At 48.5% G+C, this 18606-nt stretch carries 9 protein-coding genes; all 9 read right to left on the bottom strand.

What is annotated here, in order from left to right; genetic code table 11:
• Window positions 1-234 precede the first annotated feature (234 nt).
• Window positions 235-3018, bottom strand: coding sequence for an alpha-mannosidase (locus tag C161_RS24310; protein WP_036673379.1), 2784 nt, complete (start codon window positions 3016-3018; stop codon window positions 235-237).
• On the bottom strand, window positions 3015-6194 hold the full coding sequence (locus C161_RS24305; RefSeq protein WP_036673377.1) for a beta-galactosidase: 3180 nt from the start codon (window positions 6192-6194) through the stop codon (window positions 3015-3017). Before C161_RS24305 ends, C161_RS24310 begins: the two co-directional genes overlap by 4 nt.
• On the bottom strand, window positions 6191-7510 hold the full coding sequence (locus C161_RS24300; protein WP_036673375.1) for a glycoside hydrolase family 125 protein: 1320 nt from the start codon (window positions 7508-7510) through the stop codon (window positions 6191-6193). Before C161_RS24300 ends, C161_RS24305 begins: the two co-directional genes overlap by 4 nt.
• Window positions 7511-7765: 255 nt before the next feature.
• Window positions 7766-10990, bottom strand: a complete 3225-nt coding sequence (locus C161_RS24295) for an alpha-mannosidase (RefSeq protein ID WP_036673374.1) — start codon at window positions 10988-10990, stop codon at window positions 7766-7768.
• 4 nt (window positions 10991-10994) lie between these two features.
• On the bottom strand, window positions 10995-13349 hold the full coding sequence (locus C161_RS24290; RefSeq protein ID WP_036673372.1) for a glycoside hydrolase family 3 N-terminal domain-containing protein: 2355 nt from the start codon (window positions 13347-13349) through the stop codon (window positions 10995-10997).
• 36 nt (window positions 13350-13385) lie between these two features.
• Entirely contained in the window at window positions 13386-14306 is a 921-nt protein-coding gene (locus C161_RS24285) for a carbohydrate ABC transporter permease (RefSeq protein WP_036605781.1), read from the bottom strand.
• 23 nt (window positions 14307-14329) lie between these two features.
• Window positions 14330-15259, bottom strand: coding sequence for an ABC transporter permease (locus C161_RS24280; RefSeq protein WP_036605780.1), 930 nt, complete (start codon window positions 15257-15259; stop codon window positions 14330-14332).
• Window positions 15260-15336: 77 nt separating this feature from the next.
• Window positions 15337-16809 (bottom strand): ABC transporter substrate-binding protein, encoded by a 1473-nt coding sequence (locus C161_RS24275; protein WP_036673370.1) that lies wholly within the window; start codon window positions 16807-16809, stop codon window positions 15337-15339.
• A 281-nt stretch (window positions 16810-17090) separates the two neighbouring features.
• The gene (locus C161_RS24270; RefSeq protein ID WP_036673368.1) at window positions 17091-18605 is read right to left on the bottom strand and encodes a response regulator transcription factor; all 1515 of its coding nucleotides are present in this window, start codon (window positions 18603-18605) and stop codon (window positions 17091-17093) included.
• Window position 18606 lies beyond the last annotated feature (1 nt).

The raw sequence follows: 18606 nt of genomic DNA, 5'->3' as shown, positions 1-18606 counted from the left end.
AGAATGAACAATGAAGTGTACCTGTGACCATCTTGATGGCATAGGAACTTTCGATCATTTGCAATTCTACTGTTCATTCTATAGAAAAACAACCAATAACTCAACTCATAGATCTGGTAAATAGCGTAACCCTTCTGCCACCGTACGTAATGCCTAGTTTATAGTACACTTGCAGTCCTGTACCTTTTAGTGTGTGTTCAAAAGTCTGTTTTTCGACTCTTTAAACAACTTTGATCAGCAGCGCAAGCCGACAGTAACGATCTCGCATGAGCCTGTCTGTATGGTCCATTCTTTATTGGCAAATGATAATGTTGATGCCTCTTCTATGCTGCGGGCATGAAGCCTTTCGCCCTCTTCCTCCAAGATGTTGCTTTTGTATGCCGTTTCGAATGACTGTGCATTCGCTTGCGAAGCAGCAAGCTTCAACGTAGCAGAGTCGGTGGTCATATTGAACCAGCGGAGCATCACATCGCCGGAATCTTCATTCACCTTGATTGAAGAAAAAGCCAAGCCGTCTCCTTGCCATGCAAACGGTGTGTTGTTAGGTGTCAGATAACCTGGGTGTACTTCGGTTTGTGCCAGCGTCCAAGGAACCTGGAACTGATACGCCTCAATATATGCACCTGATGCTGCACCATTGCCATCATGCGGAATGATCTCGATCTGAAATGTATGTTCACCAAGGCATTGTGCTTCCGGTGTCGGGAACAAACCCCAGTCTCCGAGTTCGCCCACAGCACGAAGCAGCGTTACGGCGATGGTGTTACGTCCATCTTGAAGGACTTCATATTCATTCAGACCCAGATTGGCTACGACCAATCCCGCCTCTTTTTCACTCACATCCACAAAATTCTGTTGATGCTGTGTATTGCTTGGATTTTGCCACTCCGGTGCAGGCTTGTTATCACGTGTTGCAATTTCGAACATGGAATCCACATGATGAACAGCAGATACAAGATCCGTTGGGAAAAGGGCGCGCACCCGATGATCCTTCGCCTGATTGTTGAAGATTGTCTCCAATTGTACTCCTTTTCCACTACTACTAAGTGATATAACAGTACGGATCTGAAGTGGAATCATTTTAGTTGAACGCTGGGCTTTGCGATGTGGATAATAAATCAGTTCTCGCTGTTCCTGATCCAGCATCTCATCCGCAGACTCCGGTATTTCCCAATGATGAATCACTTCGAACGAGGCAGAGTATGATGTATCTTCTAATACCCGAATCTCGGCCTGAAGCGCTTGTGTTGTCCGCGCCACTTCGTTCTCTGGCTGTTTGAACATGTATTCATTACCGATATCGCCCACATTTTCGTACACGCCAAGGTCCTTGTAAGTCCGGCCTGTTCGTTTGTCTGTGAGTGTGAATGAACCATTGTCTGCAATCGTGACGATCATATGTTGATTTTCCATGCCACGTTCACCACGCAACAGCGTAGTCGTTTTCGACGGAGTACCACTCTTAGCATCATCCGCAACGTTGACCAATGCATAGGTTTTCAGGCCAAATGCAGCTACATTTTCTGTTTCAAAACGAATACGAACGCGCCGACAGCTATACGGCTGACGGAAGCGATCATCAGGCAGATCATAGCCAAATTGCAGACCCAGATCCTCCACCGAACATGGAATGTGGTTACCATCTTCATCTACCAGTATGCGGTCTGACAGGTCAACGGCTTTCATCTGCGTCGCCATCTCTTCCAACGTATGTCCATCCCGGAAATACAACCGAGCCGCGTCCAGTTCCATCTGAACCACACCGCTGCGTTCCCAACCCGTTGTATTAAATACCACAACAGGTCGAGCCTGCTCGCCGTAACGCTCAAATATGGAGGTATCGACAGCTGTAGTAATCTGGCTGGTGCTCTCTTCAATTAAAGCCTCTGCTACATGACGGCTCTTATCAAACCGTGTCACCATCTCGCGATGCACCTCATCCACACTGCATCCACAGATGCTGTCATGCGGATGATTTTGCATCAGCGTTTTCCAGGCATACGTCAGTTGATCATGTGGATAGGCATGTCCAAGCAGATAGGCGTAGGATGCCAGGGGTTCAGCCACTTTTTCCAGCATAGTCTGGCCCAGCTGGTTCATCTGTTTCAGATAGACACGAGCCGAGGCGGTGTTCACCAGGGTTCCCCAGCCATCGGTACGCTGACTGCGCAATTCGCCTTTGACCGTGGACAGTTCATGTTCAGACGATGCTCTCAAAGCTTCCAGATAATCCGGAAAGTTGGAGTGAATGAACTCGATATCGGGATGTAATTGTTCAGCCATGCGAATCGCTTCTGGCAGGTCTCGCTGAATCGGCTGGTGATCACATCCGTTCATGTACAACAACTCATTCGTTGATGCATATTTTTCAGCGTCTGCAAGCTTGGTTTCCCAGAACTTGCGGGCCGATTCCTCGTCTACTGGAACTTCATTTCCGTTGGAGTACCAGTTGGCAAACAATACGCCGAGTACTTTTGATCCGTCTGGTCCTTCCCACATCAGCTCCGAGAAGCTTGATTCATATCCGGCATCCGATACCGTATTGTTAAATCCCGTCGGCTTCACACCACGTCCAAAAAACACATTATCAATGCCTGATTGCTGCATCAGCTGTGGAGTCTGCCCGACCAATCCGAATGTATCGGGAAAGTAACCAATTTTCGAAGGGGTGCCGTAACGTTTGGCGTCCTTATGTCCAACCTGCATGTTGCGCACATTGGCTTCTCCGCTCGTCAGAAACGCATCCTGCAAAATGTACCATGGTCCAATCACAATCCGCCCATTGCGGATATGTTTCTCCAGTCGTTCCTTCTGCTCCGGTCGAACCTGAAGATAGTCATCAATAATAATCGTTTGTCCATCCAAATAAAAGCTTTTATAGTCCGATCCCTCATCAAGCTGATCCAACAGTGAATCGACGAGCTGAATAAGACGCATATGATGCTTCTCATACGGCAAGTACCATTCCCGATCCCAGTGGGTATGCGAAATAATATGTGCTCTCTTTTTTTTGGTCATCGTGTTATCCCACCTCTTTCCTCTTGTTGTACAATCTCAACCTCATCAGGGCGATACACCGCAGTCAGCTTTCCGGAAGCATCCGTGGCAAACAGCACCGAACGATTTTTCTCCAGTTGGAACGTATACGATACACCTGTACGTTGATCTCTCACGTGAACTTCATGGTTCAAGGCAAATTCCGATACAAATACATACATATTTCCTTTTGGAAAACTCAGCTTCCGTCCATAGATCCCTGCGATATCTCCGCCAGATATCCATTCCAACTCCTGTTCGATGCCCGAAATCTCGGTTGCATAACGATACAATTCAGCAAGTGGCTCGTCCCGTCCATTTAACTCGAGCGGCAGTGGAGTCCAGATTAATTTTCCTTTACCCAAAGGCAGAACGTGTACTTCATCTGCTGTACCATTATCTCCATGAAGCAACGTCTCCTTTGCCACCTCGGCGATACGACGCCGTCCGTAGGTCACCCGGTGATTCACGCCGTTAATATTCAGCAGTTCTTCCCGCTGTACGTTACCCAGACTGCGTTTACCTACGATATGATCGGCCCGGTCAGTTGCCTTCCAGTATGCGTCCAGTCCCAGCGGCCCTGTAATGAGCAGGCTCGTGCCTTCCTTCTCCGCAAACGTGAGCAATTGTTGAAGTGCATCGCTCTCCATATTGTGCGGACTCGGTACGATAATCAGTTTCGGTGGCTGCTGCTCCAACGCTTCCAGATGATATTCGGATAACGCACGGAATGGCAATTTCAGATCATAAGACATCACGCGAGTAAGCTTTGTTGTGGCATCATAGGCCAGGGCACGGTTGGAGAAGTCATTGGAATACGGGAACACGACTGCAATATCCTCCAGCTCGCGGTCTTCAAAGAGATCACGAATGCCATGCATGAATCGGCCAAAATCATAAGACACATCCGCCTCGGGTTTCTCCGTACCATCTGCACGAAGGGCCCCAATATGGGACTCATTGGCATTATCCATATAGAAGTTGGTGTTCCAGATCCATTGCACGGCGCCAGCGCCGCCTGTCGAGAAAGCATAGGCGTACTTTCGTTCGAGAATACCACGAAGCTCCTCTTCCGTACGTTTGGCTCGTCCATCTGGAGTTTCCACATACATGATGCCCGTCTCCTGAATGAGATTTGGCTTATGTGGCGTTTTAGCGAAAATGCCATCCCAGATCAGATCATCGTTTAACCACCAGGAATGCACGGTTGTATAATCCACTTCACGTTCATAGAAGAACGGAGAAGGACGCTGTGCACCAAGGGCTTCGTCCTGTCCCACAGTGACCAGATGATCGGGAACCAGGTCTTTGATCGTACCTACAAGCTCTCTTGCCCAAACATTGTGCATCTCCATAGAGAAGAGACAGTAATCGAGCCAGCGTGTTCCCTTTTTGGCCTTGTGCATGTCCTGTACATCAAAGTTAATCTCTTCCGCCTCCGGGATCACCGCGGCAGCAAAGTTCGGAAGCTGCTTCGGTGACATGTTCCATGCCTCCTGCAACGCCTCAATCGTCTGATGCCGTTGTTCAAGCCAAGCGATAAAAGCCTGCTGTTCATACGAATCCCTCGCCGAGCGTGGGCCAGCTGAGAAGATACGTACTGGATCGAACATCGATGGCTCATTAATCAAATCCCAGTCCACATGTGTTGTATGCGTGTGACGACTGACGATACTGCGGATGAAACGTTTCTGTGCTTCGACACTCTGCGGGTCCAAATACGGATTCGTGCCTTCCCATGTCTCTGGTGTAAAGGAGAAGAAAGTGAACGTGACCTGCAAGCCGTGGCGTTTCGCCGTTAAAATAAATGCATCAATGGCACGAAGCACATCCTCTGCCATATGTCCGTCTACCTGCATCATGTTGCGATAGGCGGTCCAGATTCCCGTCCGAATCCAGTTGATGCCGGCTTTTGCCATCTGAGCCATGTCTCGATCCCAGACATCCGCATTGGGCAGAAATAAAAATTTCCGTGCCACATCGGAGGTCATGTAGGTCATACCCACAACAGGGAGAGGACGTCCGTCTTTTACAAAATAATCCCTGCTGCGGGTAATCACTTCCCCTTCTGCCAGCAGTGCAGCATCCTGTCCCCAGAAGCCTTGACGCAAGGTCCGAACTTCACCGTCAGGAGCCTGCGCCTGGCATACGATCCGATACAGCCCACTTTTAAGGGAAACCGGGAGAAGTATACGTTCGAAACGCTGCTCACCGGAAAGTTCCATCTCCAGTCGATGGCTCCATACCTTCTCCGTCGTGCCACTTGTGCGATCTTCATGCTCGACCGTTATGTCAAACGTCCACAGCTCGGATTCGGTAAGTCTATTGCCTGCACGCTGTAAAATCTGGCCTTGCAACATGAGTACAGCCCGCTCATCTGGCTCATACGAAGCATAATTCGTTTTGAGGGATAACTCAGTTACACCTTGCGCACAGAATTGCGCCCATTTCACAATCTCGGCAGCGCCATCCTGCGTCCAGAATGAGGTGGTCAGCGGCAGATGCACAAACATCCAGCGTGAACCTACGAAAGTCCCGCGCGAATTTTCCCACAGAACAACCGGAGCGGCGACACTGCGCCCGTCTTTACTCATGCCACGAAGCAATGGATAAATCTGCGTACTCATCGGTCCTGATGACCCCATCTGGTGGGGCAGATCACTTGTTTTGGTTGTATGTGGAATCAAATTCCATGTATCTGCCTTCTCGAACAGCCCCTCTTTCCCAGTGAGAAGCGGGATCTGTTCGGATGAAGTGTACGATTGCACATTGGCAGAAGATACGTTCAGTGCCTCATGAATATAGAGTTCCTGATGATACGCGGTCTGCTCGGACTCTACAACCCATGCCCCATTTTCATATCGAACCGGACGTTTGAAGGGTGCGCCCCCCACACTGATCAGGCTTCCGCCCTGATGCAAGTAAGCGGCAATCTCCGTCCAGGCGGACTTTGGAAAATAGGGTGCATGCAGATTGACCAGACATCCTTTACCTGCTGTGGTCTTCAAAGCCTCTGCGAGTTCTTCGGCGTTTACAACGGTGATCTCTTCGACTGCTTTCCATGTATTCAGAGCCTCATGAGTTGGAGAAGCACCTTCCATCGGAAACGCAGGATCAGCGAAGATAATCAGCTTTTTATCATTAGGTTGGATACTCATAACAGGCCATCCTTCATCGATCTGTAGACCAACTGGGAGAACAGGCTGTTGGACCATGCAAACCATTTTCGTGTAAAAATCGTTGGATCATCGGCGTGGAAGCCTTCATGCATATAACCTGTATCCGCATCCGTTGCTTCGAGCATGCGAATAATCTCCAGTTTCTCCTCGGCAGACTGCGCAGTCAGTCCTTGCATGGACAATCCCATATGCCAGATGTAATCTGGTGGGGTGTGCGGACTTCCGATCCCTTTGGCAACCTTACCCTCATAATAGAACGGGTTCTCTTTGCTCAGGGCAAAACGGCGCGTATTCTGGTAGATCGGATCCTCCGCTGTGACGTAACCCAGATATGGAATGGACATAAGTCCCGGTGTACCCGCATCGTCCATGAGACAGTGGTTGCCATAACCGTCCGTCTCGTACGCATAGATCGGTCCAAATTCCGGATGACGATAAATCCCGTACAACTGAATGCCGTGATCCACATCCTGCTCCAGATCCTTCAATTCCTGCAAAAGTTCCATATCCCGGAACACCCACTCGGCAAACTCCTGCATTTGACGCAGAGCGACAACCGCGAACATGTTACCAGGGATATTGTAGTGGAAATCACACGCATCATCACTGGAACGGAAACCGGACCAGATCATCCCCGTGTAGTTGACTGGCATACCTTTTCCGTGATTGCGCAGGGAATCTGTTGGGATGCCGTTATTACGAGTAAAGCGATATGGAGATTGTTCCATGTGATGCTGTTCGACTTTAAACAGGTCCACGATTTTACGCATCGCTGCTTTGAAGCTGGAATCGAAAATGTCAGTCAGCTCGGTTTCCTTCCAATATAAATACGCCAGGCGTACAACAAAACATAATGAGTCGATCTCAAACTTACGCTCCCACACCCAAGGTGACATCTCGGTTTCGTCCGTGGTGTTCCAGTGCCAGTCGTTGGCCGTCTCATTGAAAGCATTGGCATACGGATCGATGTGAACATACTGGATATGACGTTTGATCAGCCCGCCAATAATGCGTTGCAGGTCCTCGTCTTCTTTTGCAAACGGAATGTAATGTACCACCTGCTCCACGGAATCACGCAGCCAGGAAGCCGGAATATCCCCTGTGATAACAAAAGTCGTACCGTCCTCCATCAACTTGGTTGTTGTCTCGATGGTGTTAGGGAAGCAGTTTTTGAATAATTGAAGCAGTTTTGGTCGGTGAGCCAGTTTCTGTTCTGCTTCTTCGAGCACGGCCTGAATGGATTGTGGCAAAGCAACAGGTGGCATAGGTATTTTGGGTAATCTGAACTGTTCCATGGATGAGTGCAACTCCTTAAACAAATTGAATGGTGTAGCTATACAGGATGAAACAAAAAATTTACACGGGACCACTGCGCGGTCAGAAATATCCTCCGATCGCTGTTATCCCCAGATTTTTTTGATTCCCTTTTCTAAAGGGTAAAATCTGGGGATAAAGGCGAACGCTTCGCTTCTTCGAATTCTTTCTGTCCTCTCCGTTATCGTGTAAATTTTTAGTTGAACATGTATAGCTCAAAAATATTTCAAAAAGGTTTACCGCAGTAGCACGGTTTGTATTTGGTAAGGTTTAAAAGATAATGTAATCTGGCCATTGGTATGGGCCAGTGGTTTGATCGGTTCTTCCAGTGCGTTGGAGTGGTACGCTTGCTCAAAGGCATGCGGCCATTGCAATGTGATGTTTTCGCGTTTTCCTGACGATTCATAGAAACGAAGTATGGTGCCTTGTCCATCCTCTGCCAATTTGACGGTATCCAGAATGACATGGTTGCTGTTGAATTTAATCCATGAGCCTGTTGCTGGACGTACAGGTGCCGCATGAGTAGTTGCATCTGCAATTGGATCGACTCCATTCCCTGTGCTTTGCTGTACTTCTTCCCTCGGCTGTACCTGCTCTATCTGTTGCTCTTGTTGTATCTGACCCTTTTGTTGCACTTGTTTCACTTGCTGTACCGTCACCTCATGATTCAGCTCAGCTGCCTGACGTACGGTGTGTGCAGTTCGCCAGTCTCCGTCATGTGGATACAGGGAATAGGTGAATTCATGTTCTCCCAGATCGGCTGTGCGATCAGGCCATTTGGGTGCACGCAGTAGGGACAAACGAATAGTGCTTCCCTGCACGTCATACCCGTATTTGCAATCATTGAGCAGACTCACGCCGTATCCATATTCGGACACATCCGCGAAGCGATGTCCACAGACTTCATACTGGGCTTGTTCCCAGCTTGTGTTGCGATGTGTTGGACGTTCCAGTGCGCCAAATGGAATCTCAAACGTAGCCTTGGAGGTCACCACATCAATCGGGAAACCAACTTTCAGAAGTTTGTGATTTTCGTTCCAGTTCACCTGTGTCTGGAAGTCGATACGTCGTGAATCATGATAAAAGACGATATCTTGTGTGATTTCCGATTGAGGTAGCTTCCAATGGAAACGCAGGATATCCTTCGTTGTACCCGCCAGCACCAGCTTTTTCTCCAACAGTTCCACTTCGCCAGCAATCTGTTCTTCATAACGACTGTCGATATCCCATGCATCCCAAAGCGTTGGACGATCGTGGAAGAAGTGAAGTTGATTGCCTCGTTCACCCGGCTTCAACATCTCACGCTCTGCGGTTTTATCCCACAGGCGGGTGATCTCCCCACGTTCATTGAACTGCACATGGTAAAAGGCGGTATCCCATGTATCATTAAAGGTTGGTTGTGCGGCAAGGGTGGTCATTTCCCGTACATTCGTTTCCCTTGTATTTTCCGGTACAAGCCAAATCGTCTTATATCCAAACGCCGGAATGTCTGTCACGAGAATAGACATGTTGCCATCCTCCCGATCCATCCGCAAGCGCTGACCTTCTTCATCGATGCCGTAGCGATCCAAGCCATCCTGCACAGGAAGTTGAACGACTGCACTCCGTTTCCAGCCCAGGCTGTTGAATACAACATAGGCTACTGAACCTTCAGGTCCCTCTGTGTTGATACCCGTTGTCAATGCAGCAATGCCTTGATCCAGTCCGGTTCTGCCCAATTCAAATACCTGTACATATTCCTCATTCGAAGTGACGTAGGACTCCGTAATTGCCGAGCCCGGAATAATATCATGAAATTGATTCAGCAAAATCAGCTTCCAGCCTTCATGCAGATTTGAACGCACTTCAGCTTCTGCATCTGCCTCCATATCTGGCAGAGCGAGTGTATTCCACAGCTCAGCTTCTCGATACAGAACCTCCGCTTTCCGGTTGTTGCGCTTATTGCGCGCATGGGTCGTGTAGGTTCCCCGATGTAACTCCAGATACAGATCGCCATGCCACTTTGGAAGTACAGGTTGCTCCTTTTCAATTCCGGCAAAGAAAGCTCCAGCTGTGCTATATCGGCTCGCAGGCTGTCCAACCATCAGGTCTGCGCGATCCACATACTCCAGCATCTCGCGTGTTACGCCACCGCCGCCATCTCCGTGTCCGTATAGAAGCATTTGCTCCGGATGTGCTGCTTTCTCACGGTAGGACTGCCAGTGATCATGAATGTCCTTCGGCAGGGTGTGTTCGTTAACCCCATGATTGAGGTAGGACAGGATCGGTGTGCCGTCAATACCCACCCAATGGAAGAGATCGTATGGAAACACATTTGTGTCATTCCATCCGAGCTTTGTTGTCATGAAATACTCCACATTGCCATGCTTCAAAATCTGCGGCAGGGAGGCACAGTAACCAAACGTATCCGGTAGCCATTCAATCTGTGATGTCTTGCCAAACTCCTCCATGTAGAAACGCTGACCATATAACATCTGGCGAATCAGGGACTCCCCGCTTGGGATGTTCAGATCGGGCTCAACCCACATGCCGCCCACCAACTCCCAGCGACCTTCTACAATCCGCTGCTTCACCCGTGCATACAGCTCGGGATCATGCTCCTTCAGAAACGCATATAGTAAGGGTTGGCTCTGGGAATAAACATAGTCCGGATATTCATTCATGAGTGCATCCACGGTGGAGAAAGTACGGCTCGTTTTGCGTACCGTCTCACGTACAGGCCACAGCCAGGCAATATCAATATGGGACTGTCCCACCATATGCTCCAGACCTTCCGCGTTTCCGCCAATCTCACGCACATGATGCTTCAGATTATTCTCAATCTGACGAATACCCTCACCCTGCTCAATCTCTTCTGTTGACATGCCTACAAATTGATCCATCGCACGATATACCAGTTCTAACAGGCGAACCCGCCGAAAGTCACTTTCCGGTAGCAACACAGCCGAATCACGGACAATAATGACGGTATACATCAGACTACGAACCGCTTCATTGGGTCTCACCAGCAAGCTCGTAATTGATGTGATTGGCGGCTGAATAACCGCCTGTTGATTCAACGGGTCTACAGGTTCAGGTACCGGATCAAACATCTCGATCTCCAGTTCTGGAGCGTTTCCGACTTTGGATGGATCAAGCGTGACGTAGGTATGATTACGGTCAAGGCCCTGATAAGAGTTCCCATTTACCCGAAGCAAGCCTTCTCCGCCTGTCTCAAATACAAGCCCATAAGGTGTTTGCTGCCATGTAGCAGGAATCTCCAAACGTGTTCTGAAAAAATAAGTCGTTCCCTGTTTGCTCGGAAAACGCTCAAAATCTTGCCCTTCGGGGTACTCACCCTGATCCTCATACTGTCCTGGCACATGATAATAAGCGCGGGTAATGTCCCAGTTGCGCAGCTGTAATTGCTCCAGCCACTGATGTTCGGACAACTCGCGAATAAATCGTCTGATACGTTCCAACGTCTTACGCCTCCCTTACGGTCAGTTCGGCTATTTGCGTATCGTTTACGCTGCTGCCGATATGAATATGGAATTGTCCCGGTTCAACGACAGGCTTCAAATCACGACCAATATACTGCAGTTGCTCGGCCCCTATGTGGAATTCCACGGTCTGTGTCTCTCCCGGCTCCAGGTTCACTTTTGCAAACCCCTTCAGTTCCTTGGCCGGACGAGTTAGTGAGCTGACCATGTCAGAGATGTACATCTGTACAACTTCTGCACCTGCATAACGGCCAGTGTTGGTCACATTCACCGATACCTTAACTGAATCACCAGCTGTCATGGACGCAGCACTCAGTTTCGGCTCGCTGTACTCAAATGTGGTATAACTCAGTCCGTATCCAAATGCATAACGTGGCTCCAAATCCTCTTCCAAATACCTTTTGCCTCGGGACCGTTTGCCGTTATAATAGATCGGTAATTGGCCGACATGCTTCGGAATGGAGATCGTCAATTTGCCTGACGGATTCACATCACCGAATAAAATATCTGCAATGGCACGACCGCCCTCTTGACCCGGATACCACGCCTCCAGAATTGCATCGGCATGTTCATCCACCCAAGGTTCAGTGATGGGACGACCATTAATGTAAACAACGACAAGTTTCTTGCCGAGCTTGTGAATCTCCTGAATAAGTTCCAACTGTACTCCGGCAAGACCCAACGTCATCCGGTCGATCCCTTCGCCACACTCCATATCATTCCAGGAGTTATCCGACACATTGGAAGCCCCCGTCTTCAGATCAATTGTTCCTTCTCCAAAGTCACGTGCACTGGAGCCACCAACCACCATAATGACCGTATCCGCTTGACTGGCAACTTCGATCGCACGCTCGAATCCTTCTTTCGAATCACCTTTGATCCGGCAGCCTGGTGCATAAAGAACCTGATCTGTACTGCTGTCACCAGTCAAAGCACCAACAGAACTCTTCTCCGTTTGCCCATCCACATGACTAGCCAGCTTACTGCGAATCCCATCCAGTACCGTCGCCACTTTCGACTTCGGTTGCGGAGATGTGTAATCGCCCAGTTGATTGTAGGCCTGATCCGCATTTGGGCCGATCACGGCAATCCGGCCCACATTTGCTAACGAGAGAGGTAACGTTTCAGCCTCATTTTTGAGAAGTACAACCCCTTCCGCAGCCAACTGGCGTGCCAGTTGAATATGCGCTTCACTTCCAATTACTTCTGCTGCCCGATCGGCATCCACATAAGGCTGTTCGAATAAGCCCAGTCTGAACTTCAACGCCAGCACGCGAGAGGTAGCCTGATCCAGAACCTGCATATCAAGCTTGCCTTCTGCCACCGCCTGCACCAGATATTGCCCAAACATCTCACCGGACATTTCCATATCGATGCCTGCCTCAATCGCCTGTACGGAAGCTTCCATTCCATCTGCCGCGACATCATGCCCACTTGCCAGCATGTTGATCGCACCACAATCCGTAATGACCAGACCGTCAAAGCCCCAATCCTTACGCAAAACATCTTCCAGCAATTCCGTATTCACGGTGCAAGGCGTGCCATCAATTTCGTTATATGCTGGCATGATCGACGCAGCGCCCGCTTCCACCGCTTTGCGGAATGGATAGAGATCCACTTCCAGCAGCTCGCGCCAGCCCATATGTACAGGCCCTGCATTACGTCCGCCTTCTGAGCTGCCATAACCAACAAAATGTTTCAGCGTTGCCGCTACTGTATCTCCACGGTCAAGACTTTCACCCTGAAGCCCTTCTACGGAAGCAACTGCCAGCTCTCCAATGAGAAACGGATCTTCACCGAAACATTCCTCCGTACGTCCCCAGCGCGGATCACGCACAACATCCAGTACCGGAGAATAGGTGACCGCACCACCTTGAGCACGTGTCTCCCGTGCTACTGCCCGGCACATCTCCCGATACAGATCCACATTCCAGGTGCTCCCCAGTAAAAGAGGGACAGGATAGACCGTTCCGTCAATAGCCATATGACCATGCGAGCACTCTTCCCCGATCAGAATGGGAATCCCCAGTCTGGAATGTTCTATTGCATAACGTTGAATCAGATTGACCGCCTCAGCGCCTTCTCTGGCGGATAGTCCATTTTCCAGCGTAACGCCCGTCCACGGATCTGCGCGAAGTGCACCATAGAGGGAGCCGACGCCCCCATTTTCCACTTGCTGTTTAAAGGATTCGTTTAACGTGATGTTCCCTTGATCATTCGTATATGTCTGCCAGCCAAATGGCTGCGTAAGTTGACCTACCTTTTCTTCCGTAGTCATCAGGCTCAGCAGGTGTTGTACCCGTTCCTCTACGGATTTGCTTTGGTCCTTATAAGTCATCAATCTGCATCTCTCCAATCCTATAACGTGATCCGGTTATTCTTTGACCGCGCCCACCGTCAGACCCTGTACAAAATAACGCTGGAAGAACGGATAAGCGAATATAATCGGCAACGTAGCAAGCACAACCATCGCCATTCGGGACGTATCCTGCGGAATGGACTGCATGGCTGCCAGACTCATCGAACTGTTAGCAGAGTTCTGCTGGATAAATTGGATACTCGACTCAATCCGCATTAACATAGATTGCAGTGGTACCAGATTCGGATTATCGATGTATAACAGCGCATTAAACCAATCATTCCAGTAACCGAGTGTACTGAACAACCCGATGGTTGCCAGTCCCGGCAAGGAGAGTGGAACCACGATTTTCATAAAGGTATAGAACTCACCGGCGCCATCAATCTTCGCCGATTCAATGACTGCATCCGGTACACTGGTGGAGTAGAATGTACGCAGGATCATAATATAGAAGGCATTCATCGCCAGCGGCAGAATCAGTGCCCATAACGTATCTTTCAACCCAAGCAGCTGGGATACGACCATATAGGTTGGAATCATCCCGCCGTTGAACAGCATGGTAAGAATTGCAAAGATGGAGAAAAATCTCCGATATCTGAAGCTCTTGCGGGAAACCGCATACGCATACAGTGACATGAGAATCAAACTGATAATGGTACCGAGTACCGTCACCAGGATGGTAACTCCATACGCCCGCAGCAGCGTGTCCCCACTCTGCCAGACAAACTGATATGCCGCGAGACTCCATTCTGCCGGAATCAGACGATACCCATCACGGGCCAGTGCTTTCTCGTCTGTAAACGAGATGATAACTACAAATATAAAAGGAAATACACAGATCAGAGCAAATAGACCGGCGATGATGTTCATGATCACGTTCCATCCGTTGGATACGTGGTGGAAGTCGCGTTTTTTAACAAGCCCTGCTTGAGCCATAGTGGTTCACTCCTTTCCCTGTCCTAGAATAGGCTGCTGTCTTTATCTACTTTGCGAACAACATAGTTGGAGATAATAACAAGCACAAAGCCCACCACGGATTGATACAATCCCGCTGCTGTACTCATGCCGATCTCACCACTAGTTTTCAAACCTCGATATACATACGTATCAATAACATTTGTCACGGAATAAAGCGTACCCGAATCCCTTGGCACCTGATAGAAGAGTCCAAAGTCGGCATAGAAAATGCGGCCTACGGCCAGCAAGGTCATAATCGTGATGATGGGCGACAGCAACGGAATCGTAATATTGCGAATCTGCTGCCATTTGCTTGCTCCATCAATCATGGCTGCTTCATACAGTGATTTATCAATCCCCAGTATGGAAGCCAGATAGACAACGCTGCTATAACCTATGGTTTTCCATAGCGCTACGAATACCAGAATATACGGCCAATATTTCGCCTCGGAGTACCATTGAATTGGTTCCATCCCAAACCAGCCGATAATCTGATTCAGCATCCCGCGGTCCATGCTCAAGAAGCTGAATGCGAAGTAACCAACGATAACCCAGGATAGAAAATACGGCAGAAACATACCGGTTTGATACAGTTTGGCGAGTCGTTTATTCACTAGTTCCGAGAGCAGGATTGCCAATGCCACAGCAAATACCAGTCCCAGGAAGATAATGGCGATGTTATAAAAGAGGGTGTTGCGTGTAATGAGCCATGCGTCACTTGTGCTGAACAGGAATTTGAAATTGTCCCAGCCAACCCATTCACTCTTCATCAGACTTGCCCAGAACCCTTCACGGCTGAATCGATATTCTTTGAAAGCAGCCACTGTACCCACGAGTGGCAAGTAGGAGAAGAAGAAGAACCAGATGGCGCCTGGTAGCACCATGAGCAACATGACTCGGTTTCTAATCAGGTTTTTCAAAAATGTAGTCATTGTGGAGATCCTCCTTCAGGCTTGAATGAAAAAGGACCGGACGCGATAAGCAGCCGCCCGATCCTTACGATGTACTGTTACTTGTTTTCCGCTCTCCAGGCATCCAGCTGGCTTTGGGCTTCAGCCATTACTTTCTCCAGTCCGGCTTGATTGAACTTCTCAATCACTTGATCCAGATTGGCTGCCGGGTCCAGGGTACCTGTCATCAGTGCTGCCCAATATTGCTCTTTCACGTTCTGTACCGCCGTTAGTTCGGCAGATACATTGCTTGCATCAAAGTTAAAGCTGAGGATCGGGGAATTGACACCTTCAGCGTTAAACTTCTTGAACTCATCCCATTTGTTATCTGGGTCATTGCTGTTCAGATAGAGCAGCATGTTGTTCCCAAGGGAGTATGAAGGCATATCGTAGTTTTTTGATTCAGGCAGATTTTCCATATGCGTGTCATCCACTTTTTTGTAGTGTGTGCCCTCAATACCGGAGTCCACCATATTACGCAGCACAGGATCTGTATTGAGCAGGTTCAGGAATTCCATCGCTTTCTCCGGATATTCCGAGTTGGCCGAGATGGCCATGATGGAACCTTGTACAGATGTATTTGTTATAATTGCTTCACTTGCCGGTGTTGAAACGACTTGATAACCGTAACTTGCAGACCATTGATTGTCCGCGAGCGGCTGAGTCTGTGCACGATCCAGGAACCAGTTGCCCGATGTTGTCAGGTCGTTCGTGGAACCTGTTGTTGCCGCTTCTGCCGATACATAACCAGCCTTGTAGTATTTGTGCATCGTAGTAAGTGCTTCTTTCATTTCAGGTGTTTCCAGTATGTTTACAAGCTTATAGTCTGTTGTATCCAGCTTGATTGCCATTGGCAGATTCTGAATGACATAGTCATAAGGCACGTAAGGAACATAGTTTTTATCCATGGCAAATGGTGTTACACTCGCCTCGTTTTCCTTAATTGTTTTGAGCAGAGGCTCCAGACTGTCTAACGTACGAACGCCAGAGATGTCCAGCTTGTATTTATCAACCAGCATTTGGTTAAAGCGCCATACCTCTTGTTGTGGCAGCTCTTTGTTAGCTGGAATTCCGTAATTGTGTCCGTCTACCTTGGAACCGCTTAGGAATGCAGGATCAATGGTCTTGGTAAGATCCTGACCGTATTCAGCAAGCAGGTCATCCAGTTCAAGGAATGCACCTTTTCTGGCATTTTGTACATAATCGAATCCACCAGAAGAAGTGAACAGAATGTCCATTGGCTCACCGGATGCTACGTTAACCTGCATTTTCTGCGGGTAGTCACCCCAGTCAACCATCTTCATCGTTACCGTGGCATTAATTTTCTCTTTGGTATACTTGCTCACTTCTTCCATCACTTTGTTGACGTCTTTCTGAGGGGTACCAATGGTATACCAGATCAACTCTACCGCGTCATCTCCAGCTCCCCCGGATTCTGAAGCATCTTTGCTTCCTCCACAGGCACTAAGAACAAGTGTAACGGCCATTAACAATGCAAGAACGAGTGAGAAGCGTTTTCTTTGTTTACTCATTTCTTTGATCCTCCCTTTTCGTGTTCCCTTAGGCTCTACTTACTAACTGCTTTAACCTTATCGAATGAAAGCATTTACAAAAAGAAGATAAACTTAAGTTTTCGAGGTACAAATTAAAGAGAAATCTTCCTTAGGCATCTATTTTGTACCTATTTAAATAAATCGCTTACATGAAAGAGACATGCCGGGTAACGTATGCCATGATTTTCATCCATGCCATTCCTGTTCCCGATATGTCTCTTGGCTCTCTGTCCGCATGGTTGGATCTACCCGTCACCGAATTAACCAAACACCTTGAAATCAGTCGGTGAAATTCCTACATATTTGCGGAACTGTTTATAGAAATACCCCGTCTCCCAATACCCTACATTTCGGGCGATCTCATGTACCTTCAGATTGGAATTGCGTAATTGCTCCTTCGCACGTTCAATTCGGTATTTGTTGATGTATTCGGCAAACGTCTCTCCGGTCTCCTTATGGAACAATTGCCCCAAATACACCGGATGCAGATGATAGTGGGCACCCAGCAGCTTCAGGGAAAGCTCTTCTGCGTAGTGTTTGTCGATATGCTGAAGCACCTGGTTCACAATTGGATTTTTCAGATCCTGCAATAGGGACTGGATCGTCTGCGACCCAACCTGCTGAAGCGCCCGCACAAGTTCATCAAAAGTGCCACTGTCCAGTACAAGTTGAAGCCCTTGTTGGTATATGGCAGACTCATCAGAATGTTTGATGCTTTCCAGCTCCATTTTGAAGCGAATCACAACTTCCAATGCGGTGTTCTGTAACTCCCCAGGTGTAAGCCCATCGCGATGCTGTTCAAAATCCATGCGAATCCGGTCGGCAAGTTGTTCTGTATTGCGGGACAGAATGAGTTTGGCATACTCCCTCCATTCAATGAAAAAGGTCGCCGTTGAATTTCCGCACCTTTCCAACATGGCATGGTCGATCACTTTAAGGTCGGGATAGATCATCACATACTGGAGTGCTTTTTTGGCCTCCGCATAACTGGTCGGCGCTTGGTATAACCCTTTCATCAATCTGCCTGCTCCAATGCGTGCCGCCGGATGGGTTACGGTTATCTCATCAGATAATGCCTGCAAGCCATCCATCAACTTCTGTTCCTCGTCACTCGTACCCTGAATATTGGCAATAATGACGATGTCTCCATCGATATCATGAAATACGTTCAGATGGCGTCTGTCTCTAAGCATCTCTTCTACACGTTCAAACAAACCGGGTACTTGCCCTTTGTCACGCAGAATGGCCACAGCAACGTCCGGTGCATCCAGCGAAAGATTCATGAACTGGGCACGTTCTTCAAATTCAGTAGCTGCAATCTGTCCTGTAAGCCATCGATGAAGAATGTTATCTTTCAGAATCTGAATACCATACGCATCATCGGCTTGAGGTGATACCGTATGATCCAGCTTGGACGCCGTGTTGCTCAGCGTGGATTCCAGTTCCTCTACATTAATCGGTTTGAGCAAATAATTTTCGATTCCCAGCTGCATGCCTTCCTTCAGATATTCGAACTCATTGAAACCACTGAGGATAATGACCTTAAGCTCAGGTTGTACTCGCCTTGCTTCCCGAATCAGGTCAAGACCATTCATGAGTGGCATGGATATATCCGTGATCAGAATGTCCACGGGCTGAGAAGAGAGCGCCTGTAACGCTGCTTGCCCATTACCTGCATGGCTCACAATTTCCATACCAAATGAAGACCAATCCACAATATCGTATAAACCTTCAATGATGAATGGCTCATCGTCCACAATAAACACCTTGTACATA

Origin of the sequence: Paenibacillus sp. FSL R5-192 (assembly GCF_000517845.1) — a bacterium.
GTDB classification, from domain to species: Bacteria; Bacillota; Bacilli; order Paenibacillales; family Paenibacillaceae; genus Paenibacillus; species Paenibacillus amylolyticus.
The sequence above is the reverse complement of the archived record's forward strand: the minus strand, read 5'-3'. Positions and strand labels throughout refer to the sequence as shown.

Bases quoted from the DNA above. Each gene is read 5' to 3' on its own strand.
- C161_RS24310 (WP_036673379.1), bottom strand. From the start codon at position 3,018: ATGACCAAAAAAAAGAGAGCACATATTATTTCGCATACCCACTGGGAT.
- C161_RS24305 (WP_036673377.1), bottom strand. From the start codon at position 6,194: ATGAGTATCCAACCTAATGATAAAAAGCTGATTATCTTCGCTGATCCT.
- C161_RS24300 (WP_036673375.1), bottom strand. From the start codon at position 7,510: ATGGAACAGTTCAGATTACCCAAAATACCTATGCCACCTGTTGCTTTG.
- C161_RS24290 (WP_036673372.1), bottom strand. From the start codon at position 13,349: ATGACTTATAAGGACCAAAGCAAATCCGTAGAGGAACGGGTACAACAC.
- C161_RS24285 (WP_036605781.1), bottom strand. From the start codon at position 14,306: ATGGCTCAAGCAGGGCTTGTTAAAAAACGCGACTTCCACCACGTATCC.
- C161_RS24280 (WP_036605780.1), bottom strand. From the start codon at position 15,259: ATGACTACATTTTTGAAAAACCTGATTAGAAACCGAGTCATGTTGCTC.
- C161_RS24275 (WP_036673370.1), bottom strand. From the start codon at position 16,809: ATGAGTAAACAAAGAAAACGCTTCTCACTCGTTCTTGCATTGTTAATG.
- C161_RS24270 (WP_036673368.1), bottom strand. From the start codon at position 18,605: ATGTACAAGGTGTTTATTGTGGACGATGAGCCATTCATCATTGAAGGT.